Below are 24,458 nucleotides of genomic sequence, written 5' to 3'. Positions count from 1 at the left end.
TATGTTAGTTCTAAAGCTTATCCAGAGGATAAGCTTTTTTATTTGAAAAAATTAAGGAGAACTGATATGAATTATACGACACAGATGAATGCTGCCAGAAAAGGTATTGTTACAAAAGAAATGGAAATAGTTGCTAATAAGGAAAATATGGAAATAAGTAAACTAATGAAACTTATGTCCGAAGGAAAGATAATCATTCCTTGTAATAAGCTTCATAAAAATATTGAGCCTAACGGTCTCGGTTCGATGTTAAAAACAAAAATAAATGTAAACCTGGGTGTGTCCAGAGACTTTAAAGATATGGATATGGAAATAGAAAAAGTTAATAATGCAGTAAAAATGGGTGCAGAGTCAATAATGGATCTATCTTCTTACGGAGATACGAGAAAATTCAGGAAACGTCTTACAAGTGAATGTCCTGCCATGATAGGTACCGTTCCGATCTATGATGCGGTAGTGTATTATCATAAAGCGCTTATGAAGATAACAGCAAAAGAATGGCTGGATATTGTAAGAATGCATGCTGAAGACGGTGTTGACTTTATGACTATTCACTGCGGGATTAATAAAGAAACTGTTAAAAAATTCAAGAAAAATAAAAGACTTACAAATATTGTTTCCCGAGGAGGTTCAATTATATTTGCATGGATGGAAATGACTGGGGAGGAGAATCCATTTTATGAATATTATGATGAAGTACTGGATATTTGCAGAGAATACGATATAACAATGAGTTTAGGTGACGCCTGTCGTCCGGGTTCCATTGCTGACGGTACGGATGCTTCTCAAATCGAAGAATTGATCACTTTGGGCGAGCTTACAAAAAGAGCATGGGAAAAAGACGTGCAGGTAATGATTGAAGGTCCCGGACATATGCCTATAAACCAAATTGCCGCTAATATGGAAATTCAAAAAACACTATGTTACGGTGCTCCTTTTTATGTGCTTGGTCCAATAGTGACAGATGTTGCTCCGGGATATGATCACATAACTTCAGCTATCGGAGGTGCGATTGCTGCTACGTACGGAGCGTCTTTCCTTTGTTATGTTACTCCTGCAGAGCATTTAAGGCTTCCTAACTTAGATGATGTAAAAGAAGGTATTATAGCAACTAAAATTGCCGCACATGCTGCGGATATTGCAAAGGGTATAGATGGAGCAGGTAACTGGGATAATGAAATGAGTTTGGCAAGGAAAGAACTTGACTGGGAAAAGATGTTTGAACTTTGTATCGATCCACAAAAAGCAAGGAGATACAGAGAAGAAGCAAAGCCTGAAAAAGAGGATACATGCTCAATGTGCGGTAACTTCTGTGCGTTGAAAAACACCAATAGAATTTTAGATGGGAAAATAGTTAGTATTTTTGATGAATAAAACTCCGAACTTTTTAGAGATAAAAAGTATCAAAAATCTCCGTTAAAGCTGTGGGGGATACATAGTTTAATTATTTAAAAAATTCTTATTCAAAATTTTTGAAATAACGGCTATCGTCATCCTCGGTTTAATAATCAAGAAATAAAAAAGACAGTTTAAAACTGCCTTTTTTTATTTTTATTTTATTCAAATATTGAAACTACGCTTCCTTCGTATTTACCGTCGATAAATTTCTTTACGTTGTCTGATTGAAGTACTTTTAATAATTCTTTTGTCTTATCCGTATTTTCATTTCCTTCTTTTACACAGATGATATTTGCATATGTTTTAGCTGCTTCACTGTCAGCAGTTTCGATTGCAAGAGCATCTTTCTTAACGCTTAATCCTGCTTCCATAGCATAGTTACCGTTGATGACTGCAAAATCTACGTCTTGTAAACTCTTTGGAATTTGTGCTGCTTCGAGTTCTTGAATTTTTACATTCTTAGGATTTTTTTCAATATCCTTTGCTGTAGCATTTAGACCCGCACCTTTTTTTAGTGTAATAATACCATTTTTTTCAAGAAGGAGTAGGGCTCTTGCTTCATTTGTTGTATCATTAGGAACTGCTATAGTTGCTTTATCAGGAATGTTTTTGATGTCTTTTGATTTACCTGCGTAAATCCCAAGAGGTTCATAGTGAACTGTTCCTACAGATACAAGCTTTGTTCCCTGTTCTTCATTGAATGAATCCATGTATGGTTTATGTTGGAAGAAGTTTGCATCTAATGTTCCGTCATCAACAACTTTGTTAGGCTGTACATAATCTGTAAATTCCGTAACTTCCAATGTATAACCATCTTTTTGTAAATCTTCTTTTACCGCATTTAAAATTTCCGCATGAGGTACTGCCGTTGCACCAACTTTAATAACTTTGTCGTCAGAACTGCTGCTTCCGCAGCCTGAAAGTAAACCTACGGCTAAAATACCGCTTAATAATACTGCTAATACTTTTTTCATAATTTTTTTCTCCTCATATGTATTTTTATTATATTCTTTTATCAATCTTCGCCGCAATCTTTGTTCCTATTGCCTGAAGAATTTGAACGATTAAAACCAGTAATATTACCGTGACAATCATTATATTTGATTGATATCTGTAATATCCGTATCTTATTGCTATATCACCGAGACCTCCGCCTCCGACAAAACCGGCAAGGGCTGAATACCCTAGAATTGTTGTTATTGAAATCGCGAACCCAACCATGAGTGACGGCATTGATTCCGTAATCATAACTTTACTTACTATTTGATAAGGAGATGCGCCCATGGAAAGCGAGGCTTCAATGACCCCTCTATCGACCTCCTTAAGTGATGATTCAACCATCCTTGCTATAAAAGGAGCTGCGCCTATTACCAGCGGGACGATAGTAGCAGTTGAACCTATTGTTGTGCCTACTATTAATCTTGTAAGTGGAATGACCAAAACAAGTAATATAAGGAACGGAACGCTTCTTAAAACATTTGTTAGTATATCAAGCACCTTAAATAGTATTTTATTCTCCTTTATCCCGTCCTTAGCGCTTGTTACCAGTAATACCCCCATAGGTAACCCTATTATGTAAGCAATAACCGTTGATACTATAGTCATATATAAAGTTTGGAGTATTCCTACACCAACCATTTGCCATTCTGAACCAGTTAACATATTATTCCTCCACCCTTTCTACTACAAGATTTTTTTCATTTAAATAATTCATTACTTTTTCTCTGTCTTCTTTATCCTTTGGGATTTCTATGACTAACTGTCCCAATGCTTTTCCCTCAATATCTTTGACATTAGCGTAAAGGATAGAAACTTTTACACCTAGATCCAATATCATATTTGATATTATAGGTTCATGGGTCGTGCTTCCGTCGAATACTATTCTAAGAGAATTTGTCTTTATATCGGGGCTCATGTTTTTACTGTCAGGATTTATTGTGTTTCTAGCCCAGTTACTCTTAGGATGAGTAAATATATCTTCAACCGTTCCTGTTTCTGTAATCCTTGAATTTTCGATTACCGCAACGTGAGTACATATTTCTTCAACAACACTCATTTCATGAGTGATTATCACTATAGTTATCCCAAGTTTTTGATTTATATCTTTAAGAAGTTCCAGTATCGAAGATGTGGTATTAGGGTCAAGAGCCGATGTAGCTTCATCACAAAGCAGTACGCTTGGATTTGATGCGAGTGCTCTCGCTATTGCCACTCTTTGTTTCTGCCCTCCGCTTAACTGTGCGGGATATGCATTTGCCTTTTCCGTAAGTCCTACTATATTTAATAGTTCCAATGCCCTTTTCTGTGCTTCTTCTTTTTTAGTGCCTATTATTTCAAGAGGGAACATTACATTCTTGATCACGGTTTCCTGCATAAGAAGGTTAAACTGCTGGAATATCATTCCTATTGAATGCCTTACATCTCTAAGCTCTTTGTCGTTTAGTTTTGATAGATCTTTATTTGAAATAAGGACTCTTCCCTTTGTAGGTTTTTCCAGATAGTTTATACATCTGACAAGAGTACTTTTACCTGCACCGCTCATACCTATTATCCCATAAATCTCTCCCTTATTTATTTCAAGATTTATATCCTTGAGAGCGTTTACTTCTCCGTCTTTGGAATAAAAAGTTTTATATAAGTTTTCAATTTTTATAATCGGATAATTCTCATTATTTAAATCCATAACAGCATCATTCCTCATTTTCTTATTAATTTTTAAACGTTAACTAATATTATAGCATAAGTTTATAATTTTTTTAACTGATTATTTATTCCGTAGACGTTTAAATATCTATAAATCAACAAACAAAAAACTTTTTATTTGAAATTGATTTTTTTTAGTATATCATATATTTTCATTATTCGTTAATTCTATTTCTTTATATCTTGATATAGCTAAAAGTTATATATCTTTTATGGTATTTCTTATTGATTAAATAAAAAAAGCTTTCATTATAATGAAAGCTTTTAAATTTATAAAAATTTATTTGTTTTTGAGATAATTTATTAATCCGCCGTTTTTAAGTAACATTCTTTCTCTGTCAGAAACTTCTAATTTTAATTTATATTCTTTATTCTTTGTTTCGTTTTTCACGATTATCTCGTCTCCGTCAAGTTGTTTGAGCATATCTTTTGCACTTAATATGTCGTCAATATCTATATTATCATAATCTGCTTCATCAGTAAATGTTAATGGAACGATACCGTTATTGATCAGATTATTTTTATGAATCCTCGCAAAAGATTTTGTTATAACGACTTTTGCTCCGAGATATAAAGGTGCAAGTGCCGCATGTTCTCTGCTTGAACCTTGTCCGTAGTTATCGCCTGCAACTATTATTGAACCTTTTTCTTCTGCTTTTGCTTTTTTAGAGAAATTTTCGTCTACAGGTCTTAAACAAAATTCACTTAAGTATTCTATGTTAGATCTGAAAGGAAGCAGTTTTGCGTTTGAAGGCATGATATCATCTGTTGTTATATTGTCTTCAAGTTTTGTTACGACTTTTAAATCAAAATTATTATATATCACACTTGCTTTAGGGAAAGGCTTAATGTTCGGTCCTTTTACGCTTACTTTGTTTTTATCAGGTTTAGGCATAATGAACATATTGTCATTGATTATATATTCATTTGGTTCTTCAACGACAAAATCAATTTTTCCGTAAGGATCGGCTATTTCGCCTTTTATTGCAGAATATGCAGCTACTTCGGGAGAGACCAAATATACATTTGCGTCTACAGTCCCGCTTCTGCCCTTGAAGTTTCTGTTGAATGTTCTAAGTGATACTCCGCCTGAGTTTGGACTTTGACCCATACCTATACACGGACCGCATCCGCATTCCAGTATCCTGGCTCCGGCATTTATTAAATCGGAAAGACCTCCGTCCCTTGAGAGCATGTCAAGAACTTGTCTTGAACCCGGTGCTATAGTGAGAGATACATTGTCTGCGATAGTATTTCCTTTTAATATTTTAGCTGCTGTCATCAAATCTTCATATGAAGAATTCGTACAGCTTCCTATCGATACTTGAGTGATCTTTGTTCCTTCAAGTTCTTTTACGTCTTTTACATTATCGGGAGAATGAGGACATGCTGCAAGAGGTTTTAACTCGCTTAGGTTGATTTCAAGATCTTCATCATATATACATCCTTCGTCTGCTCTTAGTTCCTTAAAGTCATCTTCTCTTCCTTGTGCTTTAAAAAATTTTAAAGTTTCGCTGTCAGAAGGGAATATAGATGTTGTTGCGCCCAATTCGGCACCCATGTTTGTGATGGAACCTCTTTGTGAAACAGTTAATGATTTAACCCCTTCTCCGTAATACTCAATTACTTTGCCTACTCCGCCTTTTACGGAAAGTCTTCTGAGTACTTCCAAAATAACGTCTTTTGCACTTACGCCGTTACCGAGTTTACCTGTTAGTTTTACACCTACGACTTTAGGCATAGTAAGGTAATATTCACTTCCTGCCATTGCTGCCGCAATGTCAAGTCCGCCTGCTCCTATAGCAATCATACCGACGCCTCCGCATGTAGGGGTATGAGAATCCGAACCGAGTAACGTTTCGCCTGGCATGGAAAATCTCTCCAAGTTTAGTCTATGACAAATCCCGTTTCCCGGACGAGAGTATATAACTCCTATTTTATCCGTAACTGTTTGTATGTAAATATGGTCATCCATGTTTTCAGGACCGGTTTGAAGCATATTGTGATCGATATATGCAACAGATCTCTTTGTTTTTACTTTATCTTCACTTATGGCTTCATATTGTAAATAAGCCATAGTTCCCGTTGAATCTTGAGTCAGTGTATTATCGATTTTAATGGCAATCCCTTCTCCCGCTGTCATTTCACCGCTGACAAGATGATTTTCTAATATCTTATAAGTAAGTGTTTTTTTCATATACTTATCTCCTTATATTTTCATTTAGATAATACTATCAGAAAAGTTTAGAATTTTCAATAAATATAGAATATATAATTATTAAAAAGAATAATTATGCAAATAATTTGTTTTTTGTATAAATTTGTTATAATCTAAAAAGAACATCCGGTTTCGGAAGTTCCTTTTAGCGACTCACTTATAGCAAATTATGTTTGAAAAGATTGATTTGTTGCAAGTTTAGTATATCAAAGATAAAAAAATAAGTCAACCATAACTATATCATTTATAACTGTATCATCTATAAAGTACTTATATTTTAAATGAGTTTTGTATAGAATAGTTAATATAAATATAAAACAAAGGAAAGTGATTAGTATGGTTTATTTAAATTTAAAGTATCTGCTGGAAAAGAACGATAGGAGTAAATATTGGCTTGTTAAAACAATTAACAGTAATTATGACACTGTGAATAAATTGGTAAAGAATGAAACTACTAAAATATCATTTGATATGATTGACAGATTATTGAATGCTTTCGATTGTGATATGAATACTTTATTTATTAAAGATGACAAGTAAAAAGCTCCTTATTTAAGGAGTTTTTTATTTAGTACAATGGTTTTTGTTTGATATATAGTGTTTTATTTATTATAGCTTGACATGGATTTTTTCTATATGTCATAATAAACCAAATAAAAATTAAGGATAATGATATGGAAGAGATAAAGCAAAAAGGTTTTTTATATTTAATAGGAAGTTTACTATTAATGATTTTATCCGTAATTTTATTTAGATATTTGTGGGTACCATTATTATTAGTTTTATTCATCTATAATAAAAAAATTGACAGCGATAAGAATGAGAAGAAAAAAGTTCTTATAATTGGATTTATTATTTTCTTTATTTCATTTTTATCTTTTATTTTTGTTCCTTCAAATCCTGTTAGACCTGAGAAAATTAATATCTCATGTAAAAGTTATAATATGGATATTAATTCTATTCAAGCTATAGATATTGAAGTTTTCCCGGATGATGCAAACATAAATAATTTAGAATATATTTCTGCCGATAAAAGTGTAATAAAAATAAATAAGGAAGACGGAAAAATAATAGTAAAATCTTTTAAGGAGGGAAAGTCAGATCTATATATAACAGATAGCGAAAGCGGTGTTAAAAGCAATGTTATAACAGTTAGAGTGATTGATAAAAGAGCACAAGCCTTAAAAAAGAAAAAACAAAAATTAAAAAAGAATTCTAATAAAATAACTTATGTCTATATTTCTCGTACAGGAAGCAAATATCACTCAAACAAGTACTGCAGTCATATGAGAAAACCCAACAAAGTCACTATAAAAAAAGCTAAATCTACGGGATATACTCCTTGTAAAAAATGTTATTAAGTATTAGGTATTTTAAAAATAAAAGAGTATAATTAATAAAAAATATTGGAGTAAAGTATGGAAAAGTATAAATTAAATAATGGTATATACATAGATAAAATAGGTTTTGGAACATACAAGGCGGGTAACGGGGATTATGTTCCGACATTATTGGATGCTATTGAAGCCGGATATAGGCATTTTGATACCGCAGCTTTTTACAATAATGAAGAATTGATCAAAGAAGCAATTGCTAGGTCAAGTGTCAAAAGAGATGATTTATTTTTATCATCAAAAGTTTGGAAGACTGAAATGGGATATGACAATACTATTAAATCATTTGAAATATCGCTTAAAAATTTGGGAACGGATTATCTGGATATGTTTCTTATCCATTGGCCAAAAGATAATTTGAAAAATCAAGACTGGAAGAGAATAGATATCGAAACTTGGAAAGCTTTAGAAACTCTTTATAAAGACGGAAGGGTAAAATCCATCGGCGTCAGTAATTTCCTGCCTCATCATTTGATCAATATTCTTGATAACTGTGATATCAAGCCAATGGTCGATCAGCTTGAAATACATCCCGGATATATTCAAAAGGCTGCCATTGATTTTCTAAAAGATAATGATATCTTACCTCAAGCCTGGTCGCCCATAGGAAGGGCAAGGGTATTAAAAGAAGAAAGACTTATCGAGTTTTCAAAGAAATATAATAAATCCGTAGCTCAAATTTGTATAAGATTTATTTTACAGCTGGGTGTTCAGCCTCTTCCAAAGTCTTCGTCAATAGAAAGAATGAAAGAAAATATGGATGTTTTTGATTTTGAAATTTCTAAAGAAGACGAATATGAATTGATGTGCCTTCCTCAAATCGGGTGGTCAGGTGAACATCCCGACAGAGAAAGAGTATATTTTGATTAAGTATTTACTTTTAATAAATTATTATTTACAAGGAGAATGTCATGCAATTTAAACTTATTTTAGCTATTATAACAATAACTCTCGCATTAGTATTTTATACTGTCGGAGTTTTTTCTGAGAGGAAAGCAAAGATATTAAAACCAATTCATGTTATTTTTTTCCTTCTGGGACTTGTATGTGATACTACGGGAACGACTATCATGTCTTTTATTGCAAAAGCAAACAGCAGCAGCTTTGGTATTCATGGCATAACCGGTCTGATAGCAATACTTCTTATGTTATTCCATGCTATATGGGCTATTATAGTCCTTAGGAAAAACAATGAAGAAATGCAGAAAAATTTTCATAAATTCAGTATAGTTGTATGGCTTATATGGCTTATACCTTATTTTATAGGTATGTTTATGGGAATGAATATATAGGAGTTTCGTATGGAATATCATAATATTAAACCTGTTTACGATAAAAATTCAAAAATATTGATCCTTGGATCATTTCCATCTGTTAAGTCAAGAGAAACTCAATTTTTTTATGGGCATCCGCAAAACAGATTTTGGAAAGTAATAAGCAGTATTACAAATACAAAGCTTCCCGGTACAATAGAAGATAAAAGAAAAATGTTAATAAATAATAATATAGCGGTGTGGGATGTAATTGCTTCGTGTGACATAGAAGGTTCAAGTGACAGTTCAATCAAAAATGTGATTCCAAATGATTTATCAGCGATTTTAAAAGAGACGAATATAAAAACTATATTTTTAAATGGAGGAACTGCTTATAATTTGTTTAAAAAGTATAATAAGGATTTGAATATGAATATTATAAAGCTTCCGTCTACAAGCCCTGCAAATGCAAGGTATTCACTGGAAATGTTGATCAATGATTGGAATATTATCCAAGATAAATTGTAAATACAAGAAAATCTGCTGCTAAATCGCCTAAAGTAGCATGAAAATGTTTATGTTTCTTTGAATATATCATTGACGACTTATGATTCTGGTTATATAATGAGAAAAATGTCAGAAATGAAGGGTGAATGTGTAACTATGATTAAGGGGAATGCAAAATATAACGAACAAGATTATAATTTTGTTTATGAGGATTCAATTTTAAAATTGACTTTGGCTCATAATGGGAAACCTGACTTTTATTTTAATACTTATTGTAACATCGGGAATAATTGTTTGGTCAGTTTGTTTATAATAGGTGAAGTCAAAGGTAACAGGGATACTATAATTTTTAAACCAAGAGTGATTATTTCAAATGAAAATAATAATATAATAAAAATCAAAATTGATTATTTTATTACACTTAAAAATAAACAAACCGGATATGACGGTATTTCAATAAGAATAGCCAAAATGAATTATCTGAATTTTGTTGAGTATTTAAAGTTTCTGGATGAGAAAGAAGACGGTAATATAAGTCTTTTAGATTTTAGAAAAGTAAAATCCGTGAATGAAGTTTTTAATTATAAAGGAATTAAGATAAGCTGTTCTTTTCATGTAGTAAGAGATATTTACTATAAATATCCACTTGCAGTATATCCTGCTTTTGATTTATATTTTGATACTATTCAAAATTCGAGATTTCTAGTGGCTCTTGATAAAATTATAAGAGATTTTTTATCCTTTTTATTTTACCGAAGGGATATAAATATAAAAGAGATAGCTTTAATGAAAAAGAATGATAAAGATGAAGATTATGATATGATTGGCGAAATGGTATTTCCAAAGTTCAATACTCATAACTACAATTTTAATCAAAAGGTAGAATTATATCCCAGCATAAGAATAAGGTATATAAACGGACACATCGGTAAAATATTGGAACTTATTTCTAATAATGATTTATATTTAAAACATATACCCGAGAACGGACATGATAGGGATATGCGAAGAATAGAAAAACTTGCATATATTATCGAGGGGTTGGACATAGAATTTGATAAATTATACAATAATAAAAATATACAAAATATGATTTTTGTTAAGAAGATAAAATATCATATAGAGCATTCTAATGATACATTATCGGCTTTGATTGATAGTATTTTTAGTAAATACCATAAAGAATTTTCTCTTGACAGTTTTTTATCTGATATACATAGTGTACAAACACTAAATGATTATGATGAAATAAAAAATATATTATATGCTATAGAAGTATTGGAGATTATGATATACGATATACAACTTAGGAGGATTGGATTATCTAAATCGAATATATTAGGAGCTATAAAAGTGTTATTTGATTTATAAAAATTTAAAAAGTTTAATTAAATAAGTACAAGCAAGATTTTTTACTCACCCTCATATATTTTATGGGGGTGATTTTATGTTAGGTTTTCTAGGGATTTTGGATTTATTGCAGAGAGTATTAGTATTCTTAGGCTATTTCTCAGCCAGCGAATCTTTTCCAAAACCACTAAAAAAAGAAGATGAAACGAAATATTTTATAAAGTTCAAAGAAGAAAATGATATGCATGCTAAAGAAATGCTTATAAATCATAATCTTAGGTTGGTTGCTCATGTAAGCAAAAAATATTCTTCTTCGAATATTTCAAAGGAAGATCTCATTTCTATAGGGATCATCGGTCTTATCAAAGGGATAAATTCTTTTGATTACAACAAAGGAACTAAATTTGCGACTTATGGGGCGAGATGTATAGATAATGAAATACTAATGGCACTAAGAAGTGAAACAAAGACTGCTTCCAATGTATTCTTGGAAGATTATATCAGCTTTGATGAAGAAGGGAACAATATATCTCTACTTGATATTTTAGCTACCGATGAAGACGATGTTAACAGCAAAGTAAATTTAAAAGTAGAAAGCGAATTCCTTTATAAGATAATGGATGAAGTGCTTGAAGACAGAGAAAAAGAAATACTATATCTTAGGTACGGATTAAAAGGAAAGCGAAGTTATACACAAAGAGAAATCGCAAATTTGTATGATATATCAAGGTCTTACGTTTCAAGGATTGAAAAAAAAGCTATAGAAAAGATAGCAATTTCATTTAAAAAGAAGTATTAAAAATCGTTGATATGATAAAAAATAAAAGTTAAAAGGTTGTGAATTATTATATAAAAGGGTAAAATCATAATATAGAAATCAGTAAAAGAGGTATCAATATGAAAGTATCGATTTTAGGATGCGGGCGCTGGGGGACTTTTCTTGGATGGTACAGCGATAAGATAGGTTACGACGTAACTATATGGGGAAGAAGCGGTTCTAAAAATTTAGAAGAACTTAAACATACAAGAAAAAATAAATATTTATATTTGAGCGAGACTACCAAGCTTACGAATGATTTAATTGGAACGATAGAAAAAAGTGATTATATAATAATTTCAATTTCATCACAGCATTTAAGAAATCTTTGTGAAGATATAAAAAGGTCAAATTATAAAGATAAGACTTTTATCCTTTGTATGAAAGGTATTGAGGTAGCAACAGGAAAAAGGCTAACTGAGGTTTTTAGGGAAATACTCGGAAATAAAGTGAATTTAGCCATTTGGGTAGGTCCGGGACATGTTCAAAGTTTTGTGAAGAGGATCCCTAACTGTATGGTTATAGACAGCGATGATAAAAATGTTACCGATGATGTCGTAAAAACATTCTCCAGCGATTTGATAAGACTTTATATAGGTGAAGATTTGATAGGTGATGAGCTTGGTGCGGCAGCTAAAAATGTTATCGGAATTGCTGCGGGTATGCTTGATGCCGTCGGATATTCATCTTTAAAAGGCGCATTGATGGCAAGGGGTGCGAGAGAAGTTTCAAGACTGATAAAAGCAATGGGCGGAGATGAGATAACCGCCTATGGACTTTGTCATTTGGGAGATTATGAGGCTACACTATTCAGTGAATTTTCCAATAACAGAAGATATGGTGAAAATTTTGTAAGGGGGACTTTGCGTGATGATTATCTTGCCGAAGGTGTAACTACAGCCGAAGCTATTGTAAAGTTAAGTGATGATTATAATGTTGAAATGCCTATAATAAAAGGAGTCAATGCAGTTCTTAAAGGTGAATTAAGTCCTCATAAAATGCTTAAAGATATGTTTTTAAGAAGCGTTAAAAAAGAATTTTATTAAAATAAATTAAACGTCTAGCGGTTAGGCGTTTTTTTATTGTAAATAAAAATTATATATTTCTTTATTATGTAAATATTAAGTTTTCATATTGCTAAAAATAGTAAAAGATTCAATTTAAATTTATTAATAATAATGAGGTATATATATTGAAAAAAAATAATGAAAATAAAATAGATTTAGGCAGCGGGAATATAGGGAAACTTATTTTTACTCTTGCTATCCCGGCAATAATCGCACAAATCGTTAGTGTGCTTTACAATATCATCAATAGGATGTTTATAGGACATATAGAAAATGTAGGTACTCTTGCACTTACCGGAGTCGGTGTTTGTTTTCCCATACTTATATTGGTGTATGCTTTTGCGGCTCTTACGTCAATGGGAGGTGCTCCCAGAGCAGCTATAATGCTTGGTAAAAAAGATAAAGACAGTGCTGAAAAAATTCTCGGGAGCTGTACTATCGGTACAATTATTTCAGGTATCATTCTGACTATAGTTATTTTACTGTTTGGTGAAAGGCTATTATTCCTTTTTGGTGCAAGCACGGCTACCATTGAATATGCATTATCTTATTTAAGGGTTTATTCCTTGGGGATTGTATTTATTCAAATCGCTATAGGACTTAATACATTCATTATGGCACAGGGCTTTGCTATCACCGGAATGATAAGCATTTTAATAGGGGCAATTTTAAATATGATTTTAGACCCTATTTTTATATTTGCTCTTGATATGGGTGTAAAGGGAGCTACCCTTGCTACTGTTACTTCACAGTTTTTATCTGCTCTTTGGGTGTTATATTTTTTAAACAGCAAAAAAAGTTATATAAAAATAAAAAAAGAAAACTTAAAGATTGATTTAAAAATATATCTTCCTTGTCTTCTTCTTGGATTGTCGCCTTTTGTCATGCAGGTAACGGAAAGTGCTATAGCTATTATTTTTAATTCTTCGCTGCTTAAGTACGGCGGAGATATAGCTGTCGGTTCGATGACCATTTTAAATATTATATTACAGTTCTATACTATGCCTATACAAGGTTTTACTCAAGGTGCACAGCCTGTGATAAGCTTTAACTACGGAGCGGGAAAATCCGATAGGGTCAAGAAAGCATTTTTATTTCAAATCGTGATATGTACGTTTTATTCCCTTATCCTTTGGTGTTTAACGATGTTTTTACCTACGGTTTTGATTAGCTTGTTCACTTCGGATGCTGCACTGATAGCATATACGCAGTGGTCGATAAAGATTTATATGGCTGTTATGTTCTTGATAGGAATCCAAATATCATGTCAGCAAACTTTTGTTGCTCTCTCTAATGCTAAGGTTTCTCTTTTCCTTGCTATATTCAGAAAGCTAGTACTTTTGATACCACTAATACTGATATTGCCAAAACTAATCACAAATAATGTTTTAGGTGTATTTTTAGCACAGCCCATAACAGATATAATAGCTGTAAGTGTGACTGTCATATTATTTATAATCGAGGTCAGAAAAACATTAAGAGAAATTAAAGAATAAAATATATCATTTTTACTAAATTTTCCATTATTGCTAAGATAAAAAGATAATTGTGGTATAATATTCCCGAGGTACTAACTATGAAAAAGAAAATAGATGATAATTTGGTATTTTTGCTTGGTGTCAGGAATGATACAGAGGGGTGTATTATCGAAGGGCTTTTGGATTCATGCGGAGTAAAAGCAACGCTTAAATATGATACCGACATCGCATGGGCAGAAGTGATAATAGGTAAAAGTGCCATGCCTGTAAGTGTTTATGTAAACAAAGAAGATTATGATAAAGCTAAACAAATACTTGACAGTAAATTGGAAGATGATGAAGACGAGTAGGTGACATTATGGATTATTATGACATAAATTTAAATAAACTTATAGATTATTTTAAAAGTGGTATAAAAGAAGAAAAAGATAAAAGTATGGGGTTGGAGCTTGAACATTTTATTGTAAAAGCAGATACCATGGAAAGTGTTGATTACTATGAAGAAAATGGGATAAGAGATATTTTAAAACTTCTTAGTCCATATTTTGAAAAAGAAATTTACAAAGACGGAAATCTTATCGGACTTGTAAAAGATAAATCCAATATCACTTTGGAACCTGCAAGTCAGCTAGAAATCAGTATAGGTCCTTTTATCGATACTCTTGATATTCTTGAAGAGTATAATTATTTTTTACTTAAGATAAAACCTATATTAAAAAAATTTGATTATAAAATGATATATGCGGGTTATCAGCCAAAATCCAAAGTCGATGATCTTAATTTGATTCCTAAAAAAAGATATGAATATATGCTTGACTACTTTTCAAAAGTGGGTTTGCATGGTAAAAATATGATGAAGGGCTCCGCCTCGGCACAAGTCAGCGTAGACTACTTCAGCGAAGAAGATTTTAAAAATAAATTTAGGCTGGCAAATATTTTATCACCCATTATTTCTTTCATGACTGATAATACCAATATATTTGAAGGTGAACATTATGATAAAAATTGTGTTAGGGTTGAGATATGGAATGATGTCGATCCCGACAGAAGTATGATTGTTAAGGGCGCTTTAAATAAGGAATTTGGTTTTAGCGAATATAGTGAATATATATTAAATTCCCCTGCCATTTTAATAGAAGATGATAATGGTAACAGTGTATATACGAAAGATAAGAAAATAAAAGATATATATAATGACAGAGAGTTAAGTAAGAAAGATATAGAACATATAATTTCAATGTTTTTCCCGGATGTAAGACTTAAAAATTATGTGGAAATCAGAATGGCAGACTGTCTTCCGATAGATTACGCACTATCTTATGCAAGTATAATCAAAGGTATTTTTTATAGTGAAGAGGTAGTAAAGTTACTTCTTGATAAGTTTGAGGATATAAAAGATATAGATGTTATAAAAGCGAAAGAAGAAGTCGTAAATAAAGGTTATGATGCAAAAGTTTATGGCTTTGATATCAAAGATTTAATGTTAAACTTGATTGAGCTTGCAAAAGATCATTTGTGTCATGAAGAAAAAGATAGGGCAAGTCTGTTCTATGACCTTATAAAAATGGAAAAGACTTTAAAAATATTAAAGGATGAAAGAGGTGAGTAGATGCAGGTAAGAGAACTTACGGATGAATACTTGGATTTGATTAAATCCGATATGGATAAATCAAAGGAAAGTTATGAAAAAGCAATAAATTATATAGAAAATTCAACGGCTATTTATCACGGAGAACATATAAGGTTTCCATATGTTCCAAAGCTCTATACAACGGAAGTGATAGATTATTTTAAATATATCGCCATGACTACTCATACTATTCTTTGTAAAATAATAAATAAATATATCGAAGATGAAGAATATAGGAAGTTATTTCCGTTTAGTAAAGAGCTGGAAGAACTAATTTTATGCGAAAATTATTATGAACAGCCGCTTCCTATTACGAGGATCGATTTGTTTTTGAATGAAGAAGATTTTACATTTAAATTTTGTGAATTTAATGCTGACGGTGCCAGTGCAATGAACGAAGACAGGGAACTCAATAATGCTTATAAGGATGATGAAATATTTAATCAGTTCAGTAAAAAGTATAATATTAGTCATTTTGAACTCTTCGACAGCTGGGTAGATGAATTTTTAAATATTTACGATACTTTTAAATATAAGGTCGAAAAACCTACGATAGGAATAATCGATTTTATGGAAAGTGCTACTAATGAAGAATTCAAAGTGTTTAAGTCTCGTTTTGAAAAACGAGGATATGATACCGTTATAGCCGATATTACTACCCTTAAATACGATGACGGACTTTATACTAAGGACGGCGTAAAAATAGACGCGGTTTACAGAAGAGCCGTTACCAGCGAAATGATGGAAAAAATTGAAAAGATACCTGCATTTATTAAAGCAATCAAAGATAAAAAGACTTGCATAATAGGTTCCATGAGGACTCAGGTAATCCACAATAAAATAGTCTACATGATAATGCATAAAAAGGAAACTTTTGACTTTTTAACTGCTGAGGAAATCCTTTTTATAAAAGACCATATCCCATATACTTGCTGGTTAAATGATGGGGTATTTGACAGAGAAAAAGTGATAAGCAATAAAGACAGCTGGATAATAAAACCCGATGATTTGTACGGAGCTAGGGGTGTATATGCGGGAGTAGATTATTCAAAAGAAAAATTTACGAAACTTATAGATGAAAATACTAACAATGGATATCTTCTTCAGGAATATGCTGCAATGTATAAAACAAAGAACTTTATAAAAGAAAAAAACGGAGAATTTGTCTTTGATGAGTTCAGCAATATGCCGGGCATATTTATATATAACGGAAAATTTAAAGGTTTATATTCCAGGGGCGGCAGACAGGGGATAATTTGTGAAGCCGCCGGAGGGATTGCGATGTGTTCAATGCATGTCGAGATTTAAATAATTAAATAAAAGGAGTTTGTTATGAAAATTGACAGGTTGATGGGTATAATCACAACTTTACTTAATAAGGAAAAAGTGACAGCTCCTTTTTTAGCGGAAAAATTCGAAGTATCCGTAAGAACCATAAACAGAGATATAATGGATTTATGTAAGTCAGGAATTCCGATAGTAACAACTAGGGGAGTAGGGGGCGGTATATATTTGGATCCGGATTTTAAAATGGATAAAAGTTTACTTAAAGAAGAGGAAATAAGTGCTATATATGCGGGGCTCAAGGGTATTATAAGCGTAAGTGATAACAGTAAATACGAGCTTCTTATTGAGAAATTTAAGGATAATCCCAAGAATGATTTAGATATAGACCTTTCATCTTATTATAAGAAATCATTATCGGATAAGATAGAAAAAATACAAAAAGGTATCAATGATAAATTACTCTTGGAATTCGATTATTTTTCAAAAAAGGGTAAAAGTCACAGGATAGTGGAACCATATACTCTTACATTTAAATGGTCAAGCTGGTATTTATACGCTTATTCGATTGAGAGAGAAGATTTTAGATTATTTAAATTAAATAGGCTCATAAATCTTGATGTAACGGAAAATACTTTTTTACCCAGAGAAGTTCCTTTGGTAGAAGATGATATCGATGTGATTTTCCCCAATACCATAAATGTACTTATATTGTTTGATAAGGACGTAGAGTATAGAATAATAGATGAGTATGGCAAAGATAGTTACACATATTTCCTTGACGATAAAATTTTCTTCGGATTTTCCTTTTATGATAAAGAATACTTATTTAATTGGTTATTAAGTTTTGCTGATAAAGCAGAAATCATATTCCCAAGTGATATAAGATATGAATTTATTGAACTTATAAAAAAAATTAATAATAAATACAATAAACATGACATATAGTTGTCATGTTTATTATTATATAATATATCTAAAATAATAGGAGATATAGATATGGCAACTAGTATTGAATTTGTTGATTACGTTTATGAAAATTTGAAACCATTGGGAGATATTAAGTGTAAAAAAATGTTCGGTGAATATGGACTTTGGTATAAGGGAAAATTCTTTGGATGTATCTGTGATAATCAGCTGTTTGTTAAAGATACTTCTTTAGGCAGAGAACTGCTGGGAGAGGATATATTATACGCAAGTCCCTATGAAGGTGCAAAAGAACATATTTTGATAGAAAATATTGATGATAAAGATTTGCTGAAAGATTTGGTAATAAGTACTTATAATGAGCTAAAAAAATAGGAGAATAAAAATGGATATAATAACTTTAAATAACGAAAATATCGAAAAAGAACATATTTGCTGTCTTATGTCCGCAAAAGACAGCGGTTATGTGAATCAAAAAAAATCTTGGCTTAAAGATAGGATGAAAGAAGGCTTGACATTTAAAAAGATGGACGTAAGAGGTAAAGTTTTTATTGAGTATGTTCCTCTTAAAAATGCTTGGTATCCCGTTGACGGAGATGAGTACATGTTTATAGACTGTCTTTGGGTGAGCGGGAAATATGCCGGAAGCGGAAATTCCAGCATACTTCTTGATGAATGTATCAGGGATACAAAAGAGCGCGGATTAAAAGGACTGGCTATTCTTTCTTCCGATAAAAAGAAGGGATATATGGCAGATAAAAAATTCTTGATGCATAAAGGGTTTATAAAGTGTGATGAAGCAGAGCCTTATTTTGAACTGTTGTACTTACCTTTTGAAGAAGACATTGCTCCTCCTAAATTCAGAGATAGTGTAAAAAATCCAAAGACAGGAAATGATGGGTTTACTTTATATTACACTTCCCAGTGTCCTTTTACTCTAAAGTATGCTCCTATTATAGAAGAAGAAGCGAAAAGGAACAATATACCTTTTAATAGTATACAAATAGATACTTTGGAAAAAGCAAAGAATGCTAAATGTCCTTATACTTCATATAGTGTATTTTATAAGGATGAATTTATTACTCATGAAATCTTGACGATTAAAGCTTTTAACAATTTAGTTGATAAATATGTAAATAAAAAATAACCCTATATAGGGTTATTTTTCTATTATATTAAAAAGTTCTTTTAAATTATCTATAAAATAAGTCGGTTCTTCACTTGATAAATATTCTTTTGTGTTATATCCATATGTCACACTTGCAATATCAATGTTGGCTTTTTTTGCCGAAACGATATCCCTTACTTCATCGCCTACATATAATATATCCTCATCTTTTAATTTTAATTTCTTCTTTAATTTATTTATCTTTATTTCCTTTGAAAAAAGAGGTGAAGATATTATAAAATCCATTGTATCAATATTTTCATTTTTTAAAAAAGTATTGATATTCTTTTTTGAATTGGATGAAATAATACCCATATAGCTAAGTTTGGATTTTAAAATTTTTAGTGTTTCTTTTATGTCTTCTTCATACGGATCCATTGACTTATGGTATTCTTTCATTAATTTTTGTCCTTTTTTAATAAGAGAAAATACCTTTAAATAGGGAACCCCCAAATCTTTAATTATGTTATGGATAGGCTGATGTTTGAGTTCATCTATATAATCGTGTGTAATTTCTTTGTAACCATATTTTTTGGCAATCTCATTGTATACGCGAAAAATAACATTTTCCGTGTTTGCAAGGGTACCGTCAAAATCAAAAATTACACATTTATATTTCATTTCTTATTCCTTTTCCTTTATTTGTAAAATATATTATATCATAAATAATGTTATCTTATTATATTTTTACATTTAGTTTACATTATAAATCAGAATTCTTTATTTTATCTTAAGCCTTAATGAATGATTTATTAAATCTGAATAAGAAAATGATAAAATATCATCTTTGTTATCTATATTAGTAGATATGGTAAAAATATTATTATATGCGTTTAAAATAGTACCTTCATTTTTGATTATCTTTCCTCTTGAAACTTTACTTATAAAATCTACATCTTTGCCGACATTATCCACAATGATTTTTTTTGCACTGTTGTAAGAATGACTTGGTAACTTCATATTTATACCTCCGCTTTTTATATTATTATTACCTCTATAACCATGCTTTAAACCAAATTTTTCATTCTCTTCCACAAACTATCATCAAAAAAAAGCCTTTTTTCTTTCTTTTTTATTATTATTATGATAAACTTTTAATACGTATAGATATAATTCGATAGAATTATACATATAGGAGGTCATGTCTGTTTATGAAAATTAAATGGGTCAATAGACGTAATGAAGAGCAGGAGCTCGATAAAGTATATAAACAAATAGTAAGAAGAGAAAATAAATATCATATAGCAGAAGAATCAACATATATACATAAAAAAGAAAATATATTTAGAAGAATTGCCGGTGGACAAGATGTAAAAAAAGAACCGTCAAAACTTAGACAAAAATATGAGGGAAGCTGGCTTCATAATCAAATCGATGAAATCAAAGAAGATTTGGATGAATTTTTTGTCGGAGTCAAATATTATTTAAAAAGAGTAAAATTCGGACTAAGAGATTTTAGAGAATATGCAAAAGACCATCTTTTTAGTTTTTTAGTGGGCGTTTTTTGTGTGATTATATTTTTTGTGGGAGCATTTACTTATAAAAACTTATTTGGATATGAAGTAATTTTTAATGGTACAAAGCTTGGTATAGTTAAGAATGTCAATGACTTTGAAAATGCATTAACTAATGTAGATGCTAATTTAACAAAATGGTATGATAATTCAAATATTTATTATGAAAAATCAATTTCTTATCAGAAAGTACCAATAAAAAATCCAAAGGATGTAATGGATACGGAAGAATGTGAAAATGCTGTTTATAATTTAAATATCCCTCTATTTTGTAAGGGTGCTGTTATTAGTGTTAACGGTAATGAGGCCGTAAGGGTTGCTTCTGTCCAGGACGCAAAGACGGTAATAAAGAATATAGGTAATAATTACGAAAAAGAAAGTTCTAACGAAAAACTCATAAAAGGCAGTAAAGTAAAAGAAGATATGGAGTATAAGGAAAAACTTATATCTATAGATTCTGCAATGGATGTTAAAGATGCAATTAATTATTTGAGTAATAGTTCAAACCATGAGGTTGAAAATACCGGAGACAGTGATATTTTAGGTAAGATTGATGAATCTAAGAAGAGCACTAATCTTGTAAGTGCTTTGAATTTTAGGGAAAATGAATTTTCTACAGATGAAATCAGCAGTAAACCTTCTATCACTATAACTACCGTAAAACAAGTAACATATAAAAAGGATGTAGCTTATAAAACTGTTTACAGAGATGATCCTGATGTGTATGTAGGTACCAATAAGGTTAAGCAAGAGGGAAAAGACGGAGAAAAGAAGGTTACTGCCGTAAATACTTATGAAAACGGATCTGTAGTAAAAAGTGATATAAAGAAAGAAACAGTTACAGAAAAATCTACCAGCAAAATCATTTCGAGAGGTACAAAGCCTCTGCCTCCTGTAACGAGTACGGGAAGGTTCATAATGCCTGCAAGCGGTACTATTTCGGCTCTTAATAAAGCAGGTTCTCATGCAGGATACAAAGCTGTGGATATTGCCAATCCTCAGGGTACTCCCGTTTATGCTTCCGATACAGGTATAGTAACCAGAGCAAGCTGGTACGGAGGATATGGTAACTGTGTAGATATTGATCACGGTAATGGATATTCTACAAGATACGGACATAATGTAAGGATACTTGTAAAAGTAGGGCAGAAAGTTCAGCAAGGTGAACAGATTGCGGTAATGGGAAGTACCGGTAACTCTACGGGACCTCATTGTCACTTTGAAATACATTATCACGGTGTAAGCCAAGTAATCTTAAATTACTTTAAGTATTTGGCAAACGGTATTCACGTTGACGCATTCCAATAAAATAATATATGTAATAATATACGGAGGAAAAGATTTTGAATAGTTTAATAATAGTTTTAGTATGTGTCGTTCTGGCAGTGTTGATTCAATTTTTACTTTGCAGATCCGACAATATTCTTATGGGACTAATAATCCCTGCGGTATTTGCTTTGATTGCAATAATGATGAGTGTAGTAACAAAAGGAAACGGGCTTAATAAGTTTACGGAATTTGTTCAGTGGTTCTTACCCGGATTGATTGCTCTTATAATTTACTTCTTTACTAAAAAGAAAAAACATGATAAGAGAAAAGAAGAAAAAGAAGCTAGAAAAAAATTAAAAGAAGATAAAAAGCTTGCTCTTGACTCTAATGACGATGAAGAAGAAGTTGAGGAAGTAGAAGCTGAAATAATCGATGAAGATAATTAAAAAGATCCGCTTTATGCGGATTTTTTATTTGTATAATAATTTCATAAAATAAATGAAACGTTTAGGTTCAATGTTATATTGAAAATATTTCATAAAAATGATAATATGTTATAGAAGCTGATACCACGAAGGTATTTTATATTAAAGTATTATTAAGAAATAATTCCACGAAGGATAATCCATTACATGAAGTAATGTCTTTCTTTCGTGTTTTTTTATGGGAGGAAATAGTTATGCATATGGCGGATGCTTTGGTGTCTCCTGCTGTGGGAGGTGCTATGATAGCTGTAAGTGCTGGTGCACTTGCTTATTCGGTTAAGAAAATAAAAGAAGATGATAATTTGGAGAAAAAGGTTCCGTTGATGGGAATTATGAGTGCATTTGTATTTGCGGCTCAAATGATTAATTTTACTATACCTATGACGGGTTCAAGCGGACATATCGGGGGAGGTATACTTCTGTCTTTGATTTTAGGCGGTCCCGCGGCGTTTATATCCATATTTTCGGTGTTACTTATCCAGTGTTTGTTTTTTGCGGACGGGGGTCTGTTGGCTCTCGGATGTAATTTATTTAATATGGGTGTAATTCCTTGCTTTTTAATTTATCCTTATGTTATAAAGTCTATATTACAAAAGGGAATAAATAAGAAAAGTATTGGGGTTGCATCAATTCTCGGGTGCGTATTATCATTACAGTTAGGTGCTTTTATGGTTGTAATAGAAACTTCTTTTTCGGGGATAAGCGAACTTCCTTTTAATCAGTTCCTGATTTTAATGCAGCCGATACATTTGGCTATAGGACTTGTTGAAGGTATTGTCACCATGCTCGTAGTAGACTTTATATTTAATCAACGAAAAGAAATTTTAGATGAGAGCATATTTAGTAAGAAAAGTAAAGCCAGTTTTAAAAAAGTCATTGTGTCTTTAAGTATTATTACTCTTATTGTTGCAGGAGGGTTATCTCTTTTCGCTTCGTCAAATCCTGACGGTCTTGAATGGTCTGTTCAGGGGGTTACGGGAAGTACTGAGGTTGAAAAGGGAAACCATGATATTTATACTGCGATGAATAATATCCAAGAAAAGACGGCTTTTATGCCTGATTATAATTATAAGAATGAAAATAACGAAAGTTTAATAAGTGGAACATCTGTTGCCGGCGTAGTCGGAGGTGTAATAGTATTTATTTTCGCAGGTGTTATTGGGATAAGCGTATATAAAGTAAGGAAATTAAAAAGGTCATAATATAATAGAAAGGAGTAAGTAATGGCGAATATAAGAACATCCTTAAATGATATTTATTTTATGGAAAATTTAGCAGACGATAACAGTTTTATCCATTTACTTACACCTTCTGTTAAGGTATTTACGACTTTAGTTTTTATAATAGCTGTTATTTCAACTGCAAGTTATAATATTTTAAGGTTACTGTTTTTTTTATTATATATAATTGTAGTGTCCATAATAAGTCAAACAGATAATAAACTATTGTTTAAAAGATATTTGATCGTCCTTCCGTTTTCTTTCTTTGTTGGTATCGGTAATATTTTTGTAAACAATAATGTTTATTATGAAATATTAAATATTCCAATTACCTTTGGATTTATATCTTTTATAGGTATAATTTTAAAATCTTACCTTACTGTAATGGCAGTGTTTTTACTTGTTTCAACTACTAGATTAAACGATATATTTGCTTTTATGGGAAATATAAAAGTTCCAAAGATTATTGTCAATGAGTTGAACCTTTCATTCAGGTATATACATACTTTAGCCGATGAAGCAGGAAATATGTATACTTCATATATTTTAAGAAGTAACAGGAAAAAAGGTATAGATATCAAAGATATGGGAAGTTTTCTCGGAAATTTACTCCTTAGAAGTGTGGATAAAGCTGATAAAGTATATCATGCAATGAAACTCAGAGGTTATAACGGCGAGTACAATTACAGTAAAATATATAAGTATTCAAAAAGAGATTATATTAGTTTTATAATCTTCTTTGTATATTTAGTAATAAGTTTTTATGTTATTTAAAG

The 24,458-nt window shown here is 31.3% G+C and carries 26 protein-coding genes; 20 read left to right on the top strand and 6 right to left on the bottom strand.

Going from position 1 to position 24,458, the window contains the following annotated elements; all coding sequences use genetic code 11:
• Positions 1-66: 66 nt before the first annotated feature.
• Entirely contained in the window at positions 67-1,374 is a 1,308-nt protein-coding gene (gene thiC, locus Q0516_RS06370; protein WP_294464566.1) for a phosphomethylpyrimidine synthase ThiC, read from the top strand.
• Positions 1,375-1,556: 182 nt separating this feature from the next.
• Here thiC and Q0516_RS06365 read toward each other — a convergent pair whose 3' ends face one another.
• The 4 genes from Q0516_RS06365 to Q0516_RS06350 all read right to left on the bottom strand — a co-directional run bounded on the left by Q0516_RS06365 (position 1,557) and on the right by Q0516_RS06350 (position 6,298).
• Complete coding sequence (locus Q0516_RS06365) at positions 1,557-2,372, bottom strand: MetQ/NlpA family ABC transporter substrate-binding protein (protein ID WP_257479700.1); 816 nt, start codon at positions 2,370-2,372, stop codon at positions 1,557-1,559.
• A 28-nt stretch (positions 2,373-2,400) separates the two neighbouring features.
• A complete protein-coding gene (locus Q0516_RS06360; protein WP_257479701.1) occupies positions 2,401-3,060 on the bottom strand; it encodes a methionine ABC transporter permease in 660 nt (219 codons plus the stop codon).
• A 1-nt stretch (position 3,061) separates the two neighbouring features.
• Positions 3,062-4,081 carry an ATP-binding cassette domain-containing protein gene (locus tag Q0516_RS06355; protein WP_294464551.1) on the bottom strand — a complete coding sequence of 340 codons (1,020 nt, stop codon included), beginning with the start codon at positions 4,079-4,081 and terminating at the stop codon, positions 3,062-3,064.
• A 300-nt stretch (positions 4,082-4,381) separates the two neighbouring features.
• On the bottom strand, positions 4,382-6,298 hold the full coding sequence (locus Q0516_RS06350) for an aconitate hydratase (protein WP_294464548.1): 1,917 nt from the start codon (positions 6,296-6,298) through the stop codon (positions 4,382-4,384).
• Positions 6,299-6,655: 357 nt separating this feature from the next.
• Here Q0516_RS06350 and Q0516_RS06345 point away from each other — a divergent pair, with 357 nt between their 5' ends.
• The 15 genes from Q0516_RS06345 (at position 6,656) to Q0516_RS06275 (ending at position 19,173) form a co-directional block, all read left to right on the top strand.
• A complete protein-coding gene (locus Q0516_RS06345) occupies positions 6,656-6,859 on the top strand; it encodes a helix-turn-helix transcriptional regulator (RefSeq protein WP_257479703.1) in 204 nt (67 codons plus the stop codon).
• 134 nt (positions 6,860-6,993) lie between these two features.
• A complete protein-coding gene (locus tag Q0516_RS06340; RefSeq protein WP_294464542.1) occupies positions 6,994-7,680 on the top strand; it encodes a hypothetical protein in 687 nt (228 codons plus the stop codon).
• Positions 7,681-7,737: 57 nt separating this feature from the next.
• Positions 7,738-8,583: an aldo/keto reductase gene (locus tag Q0516_RS06335; protein ID WP_294464539.1), complete on the top strand. Its 846-nt coding sequence runs from the start codon at positions 7,738-7,740 to the stop codon at positions 8,581-8,583.
• A gap of 41 nt (positions 8,584-8,624) precedes the next feature.
• Positions 8,625-9,005: an HsmA family protein gene (locus tag Q0516_RS06330; protein ID WP_294464534.1), complete on the top strand. Its 381-nt coding sequence runs from the start codon at positions 8,625-8,627 to the stop codon at positions 9,003-9,005.
• A 9-nt stretch (positions 9,006-9,014) separates the two neighbouring features.
• Positions 9,015-9,494 (top strand): DNA-deoxyinosine glycosylase, encoded by a 480-nt coding sequence (locus tag Q0516_RS06325; RefSeq protein WP_294464532.1) that lies wholly within the window; start codon positions 9,015-9,017, stop codon positions 9,492-9,494.
• A gap of 105 nt (positions 9,495-9,599) precedes the next feature.
• Positions 9,600-10,844 (top strand): hypothetical protein, encoded by a 1,245-nt coding sequence (locus tag Q0516_RS06320; protein WP_294464527.1) that lies wholly within the window; start codon positions 9,600-9,602, stop codon positions 10,842-10,844.
• Between the two features lie 76 nt (positions 10,845-10,920).
• Positions 10,921-11,622, top strand: coding sequence for an RNA polymerase sporulation sigma factor SigK (sigK, locus tag Q0516_RS06315; protein ID WP_257479709.1), 702 nt, complete (start codon positions 10,921-10,923; stop codon positions 11,620-11,622).
• A 98-nt stretch (positions 11,623-11,720) separates the two neighbouring features.
• A complete protein-coding gene (locus Q0516_RS06310; RefSeq protein ID WP_294464518.1) occupies positions 11,721-12,686 on the top strand; it encodes an NAD(P)H-dependent glycerol-3-phosphate dehydrogenase in 966 nt (321 codons plus the stop codon).
• A gap of 146 nt (positions 12,687-12,832) precedes the next feature.
• Positions 12,833-14,203: an MATE family efflux transporter gene (locus Q0516_RS06305; RefSeq protein ID WP_294464515.1), complete on the top strand. Its 1,371-nt coding sequence runs from the start codon at positions 12,833-12,835 to the stop codon at positions 14,201-14,203.
• Between the two features lie 80 nt (positions 14,204-14,283).
• Positions 14,284-14,535, top strand: coding sequence for a hypothetical protein (locus tag Q0516_RS06300; protein WP_294464511.1), 252 nt, complete (start codon positions 14,284-14,286; stop codon positions 14,533-14,535).
• A gap of 8 nt (positions 14,536-14,543) precedes the next feature.
• Positions 14,544-15,794: a glutamate-cysteine ligase family protein gene (locus Q0516_RS06295; RefSeq protein WP_294464508.1), complete on the top strand. Its 1,251-nt coding sequence runs from the start codon at positions 14,544-14,546 to the stop codon at positions 15,792-15,794.
• Complete coding sequence (locus Q0516_RS06290) at positions 15,795-17,123, top strand: glutathionylspermidine synthase family protein (RefSeq protein WP_294464503.1); 1,329 nt, start codon at positions 15,795-15,797, stop codon at positions 17,121-17,123.
• Between the two features lie 24 nt (positions 17,124-17,147).
• Positions 17,148-18,047, top strand: a complete 900-nt coding sequence (locus tag Q0516_RS06285) for a YafY family protein (RefSeq protein ID WP_294464501.1) — start codon at positions 17,148-17,150, stop codon at positions 18,045-18,047.
• Between the two features lie 51 nt (positions 18,048-18,098).
• Positions 18,099-18,401: a TfoX/Sxy family protein gene (locus Q0516_RS06280; RefSeq protein ID WP_257479717.1), complete on the top strand. Its 303-nt coding sequence runs from the start codon at positions 18,099-18,101 to the stop codon at positions 18,399-18,401.
• A gap of 10 nt (positions 18,402-18,411) precedes the next feature.
• Complete coding sequence (locus Q0516_RS06275) at positions 18,412-19,173, top strand: YoaP domain-containing protein (RefSeq protein ID WP_294464498.1); 762 nt, start codon at positions 18,412-18,414, stop codon at positions 19,171-19,173.
• A 12-nt stretch (positions 19,174-19,185) separates the two neighbouring features.
• Here Q0516_RS06275 and Q0516_RS06270 read toward each other — a convergent pair whose 3' ends face one another.
• Both Q0516_RS06270 and Q0516_RS06265 read right to left on the bottom strand, forming a co-directional pair.
• Positions 19,186-19,815 carry an HAD-IA family hydrolase gene (locus Q0516_RS06270; protein ID WP_294464496.1) on the bottom strand — a complete coding sequence of 210 codons (630 nt, stop codon included), beginning with the start codon at positions 19,813-19,815 and terminating at the stop codon, positions 19,186-19,188.
• A gap of 99 nt (positions 19,816-19,914) precedes the next feature.
• The gene (locus Q0516_RS06265; protein WP_187361976.1) at positions 19,915-20,154 is read right to left on the bottom strand and encodes a Veg family protein; all 240 of its coding nucleotides are present in this window, start codon (positions 20,152-20,154) and stop codon (positions 19,915-19,917) included.
• A 191-nt stretch (positions 20,155-20,345) separates the two neighbouring features.
• On the opposite strand from Q0516_RS06265, the gene Q0516_RS06260 reads away from it, so the two are divergent.
• The 4 genes from Q0516_RS06260 to cbiQ all read left to right on the top strand — a co-directional run bounded on the left by Q0516_RS06260 (position 20,346) and on the right by cbiQ (position 24,456).
• Positions 20,346-22,016, top strand: a complete 1,671-nt coding sequence (locus Q0516_RS06260) for a peptidoglycan DD-metalloendopeptidase family protein (RefSeq protein WP_294464489.1) — start codon at positions 20,346-20,348, stop codon at positions 22,014-22,016.
• 35 nt (positions 22,017-22,051) lie between these two features.
• Positions 22,052-22,423 carry a hypothetical protein gene (locus Q0516_RS06255; RefSeq protein WP_294464485.1) on the top strand — a complete coding sequence of 124 codons (372 nt, stop codon included), beginning with the start codon at positions 22,052-22,054 and terminating at the stop codon, positions 22,421-22,423.
• 233 nt (positions 22,424-22,656) lie between these two features.
• On the top strand, positions 22,657-23,664 hold the full coding sequence (locus Q0516_RS06250) for an energy-coupling factor ABC transporter permease (protein WP_294464482.1): 1,008 nt from the start codon (positions 22,657-22,659) through the stop codon (positions 23,662-23,664).
• A gap of 21 nt (positions 23,665-23,685) precedes the next feature.
• Positions 23,686-24,456 (top strand): cobalt ECF transporter T component CbiQ, encoded by a 771-nt coding sequence (gene cbiQ / locus Q0516_RS06245; protein ID WP_294464479.1) that lies wholly within the window; start codon positions 23,686-23,688, stop codon positions 24,454-24,456.
• Positions 24,457-24,458 lie beyond the last annotated feature (2 nt).

The organism is uncultured Anaerofustis sp., from assembly GCF_938029165.1.
Taxonomy (GTDB): Bacteria; Bacillota; Clostridia; order Eubacteriales; family Anaerofustaceae; genus Anaerofustis.
This window is presented reverse-complemented; position numbering and strand designations above follow the sequence as displayed.

What these genes read in the sequence shown, in the direction of transcription:
- thiC (WP_294464566.1), top strand. Translation starts at nt 67, where the DNA reads ATGAATTATACGACACAGATGAATGCTGCCAGAAAAGGTATTGTTACA.
- Q0516_RS06365 (WP_257479700.1), bottom strand. Translation starts at nt 2,372, where the DNA reads ATGAAAAAAGTATTAGCAGTATTATTAAGCGGTATTTTAGCCGTAGGT.
- Q0516_RS06360 (WP_257479701.1), bottom strand. Translation starts at nt 3,060, where the DNA reads ATGTTAACTGGTTCAGAATGGCAAATGGTTGGTGTAGGAATACTCCAA.
- Q0516_RS06355 (WP_294464551.1), bottom strand. Translation starts at nt 4,081, where the DNA reads ATGGATTTAAATAATGAGAATTATCCGATTATAAAAATTGAAAACTTA.
- Q0516_RS06350 (WP_294464548.1), bottom strand. Translation starts at nt 6,298, where the DNA reads ATGAAAAAAACACTTACTTATAAGATATTAGAAAATCATCTTGTCAGC.
- Q0516_RS06345 (WP_257479703.1), top strand. Translation starts at nt 6,656, where the DNA reads ATGGTTTATTTAAATTTAAAGTATCTGCTGGAAAAGAACGATAGGAGT.
- Q0516_RS06340 (WP_294464542.1), top strand. Translation starts at nt 6,994, where the DNA reads ATGGAAGAGATAAAGCAAAAAGGTTTTTTATATTTAATAGGAAGTTTA.
- Q0516_RS06335 (WP_294464539.1), top strand. Translation starts at nt 7,738, where the DNA reads ATGGAAAAGTATAAATTAAATAATGGTATATACATAGATAAAATAGGT.
- Q0516_RS06330 (WP_294464534.1), top strand. Translation starts at nt 8,625, where the DNA reads ATGCAATTTAAACTTATTTTAGCTATTATAACAATAACTCTCGCATTA.
- Q0516_RS06325 (WP_294464532.1), top strand. Translation starts at nt 9,015, where the DNA reads ATGGAATATCATAATATTAAACCTGTTTACGATAAAAATTCAAAAATA.
- Q0516_RS06320 (WP_294464527.1), top strand. Translation starts at nt 9,600, where the DNA reads ATGTCAGAAATGAAGGGTGAATGTGTAACTATGATTAAGGGGAATGCA.
- sigK (WP_257479709.1), top strand. Translation starts at nt 10,921, where the DNA reads ATGTTAGGTTTTCTAGGGATTTTGGATTTATTGCAGAGAGTATTAGTA.
- Q0516_RS06310 (WP_294464518.1), top strand. Translation starts at nt 11,721, where the DNA reads ATGAAAGTATCGATTTTAGGATGCGGGCGCTGGGGGACTTTTCTTGGA.
- Q0516_RS06300 (WP_294464511.1), top strand. Translation starts at nt 14,284, where the DNA reads ATGAAAAAGAAAATAGATGATAATTTGGTATTTTTGCTTGGTGTCAGG.
- Q0516_RS06295 (WP_294464508.1), top strand. Translation starts at nt 14,544, where the DNA reads ATGGATTATTATGACATAAATTTAAATAAACTTATAGATTATTTTAAA.
- Q0516_RS06290 (WP_294464503.1), top strand. Translation starts at nt 15,795, where the DNA reads ATGCAGGTAAGAGAACTTACGGATGAATACTTGGATTTGATTAAATCC.
- Q0516_RS06285 (WP_294464501.1), top strand. Translation starts at nt 17,148, where the DNA reads ATGAAAATTGACAGGTTGATGGGTATAATCACAACTTTACTTAATAAG.
- Q0516_RS06280 (WP_257479717.1), top strand. Translation starts at nt 18,099, where the DNA reads ATGGCAACTAGTATTGAATTTGTTGATTACGTTTATGAAAATTTGAAA.
- Q0516_RS06275 (WP_294464498.1), top strand. Translation starts at nt 18,412, where the DNA reads ATGGATATAATAACTTTAAATAACGAAAATATCGAAAAAGAACATATT.
- Q0516_RS06270 (WP_294464496.1), bottom strand. Translation starts at nt 19,815, where the DNA reads ATGAAATATAAATGTGTAATTTTTGATTTTGACGGTACCCTTGCAAAC.
- Q0516_RS06265 (WP_187361976.1), bottom strand. Translation starts at nt 20,154, where the DNA reads ATGAAGTTACCAAGTCATTCTTACAACAGTGCAAAAAAAATCATTGTG.
- Q0516_RS06260 (WP_294464489.1), top strand. Translation starts at nt 20,346, where the DNA reads ATGAAAATTAAATGGGTCAATAGACGTAATGAAGAGCAGGAGCTCGAT.
- Q0516_RS06250 (WP_294464482.1), top strand. Translation starts at nt 22,657, where the DNA reads ATGCATATGGCGGATGCTTTGGTGTCTCCTGCTGTGGGAGGTGCTATG.
- cbiQ (WP_294464479.1), top strand. Translation starts at nt 23,686, where the DNA reads ATGGCGAATATAAGAACATCCTTAAATGATATTTATTTTATGGAAAAT.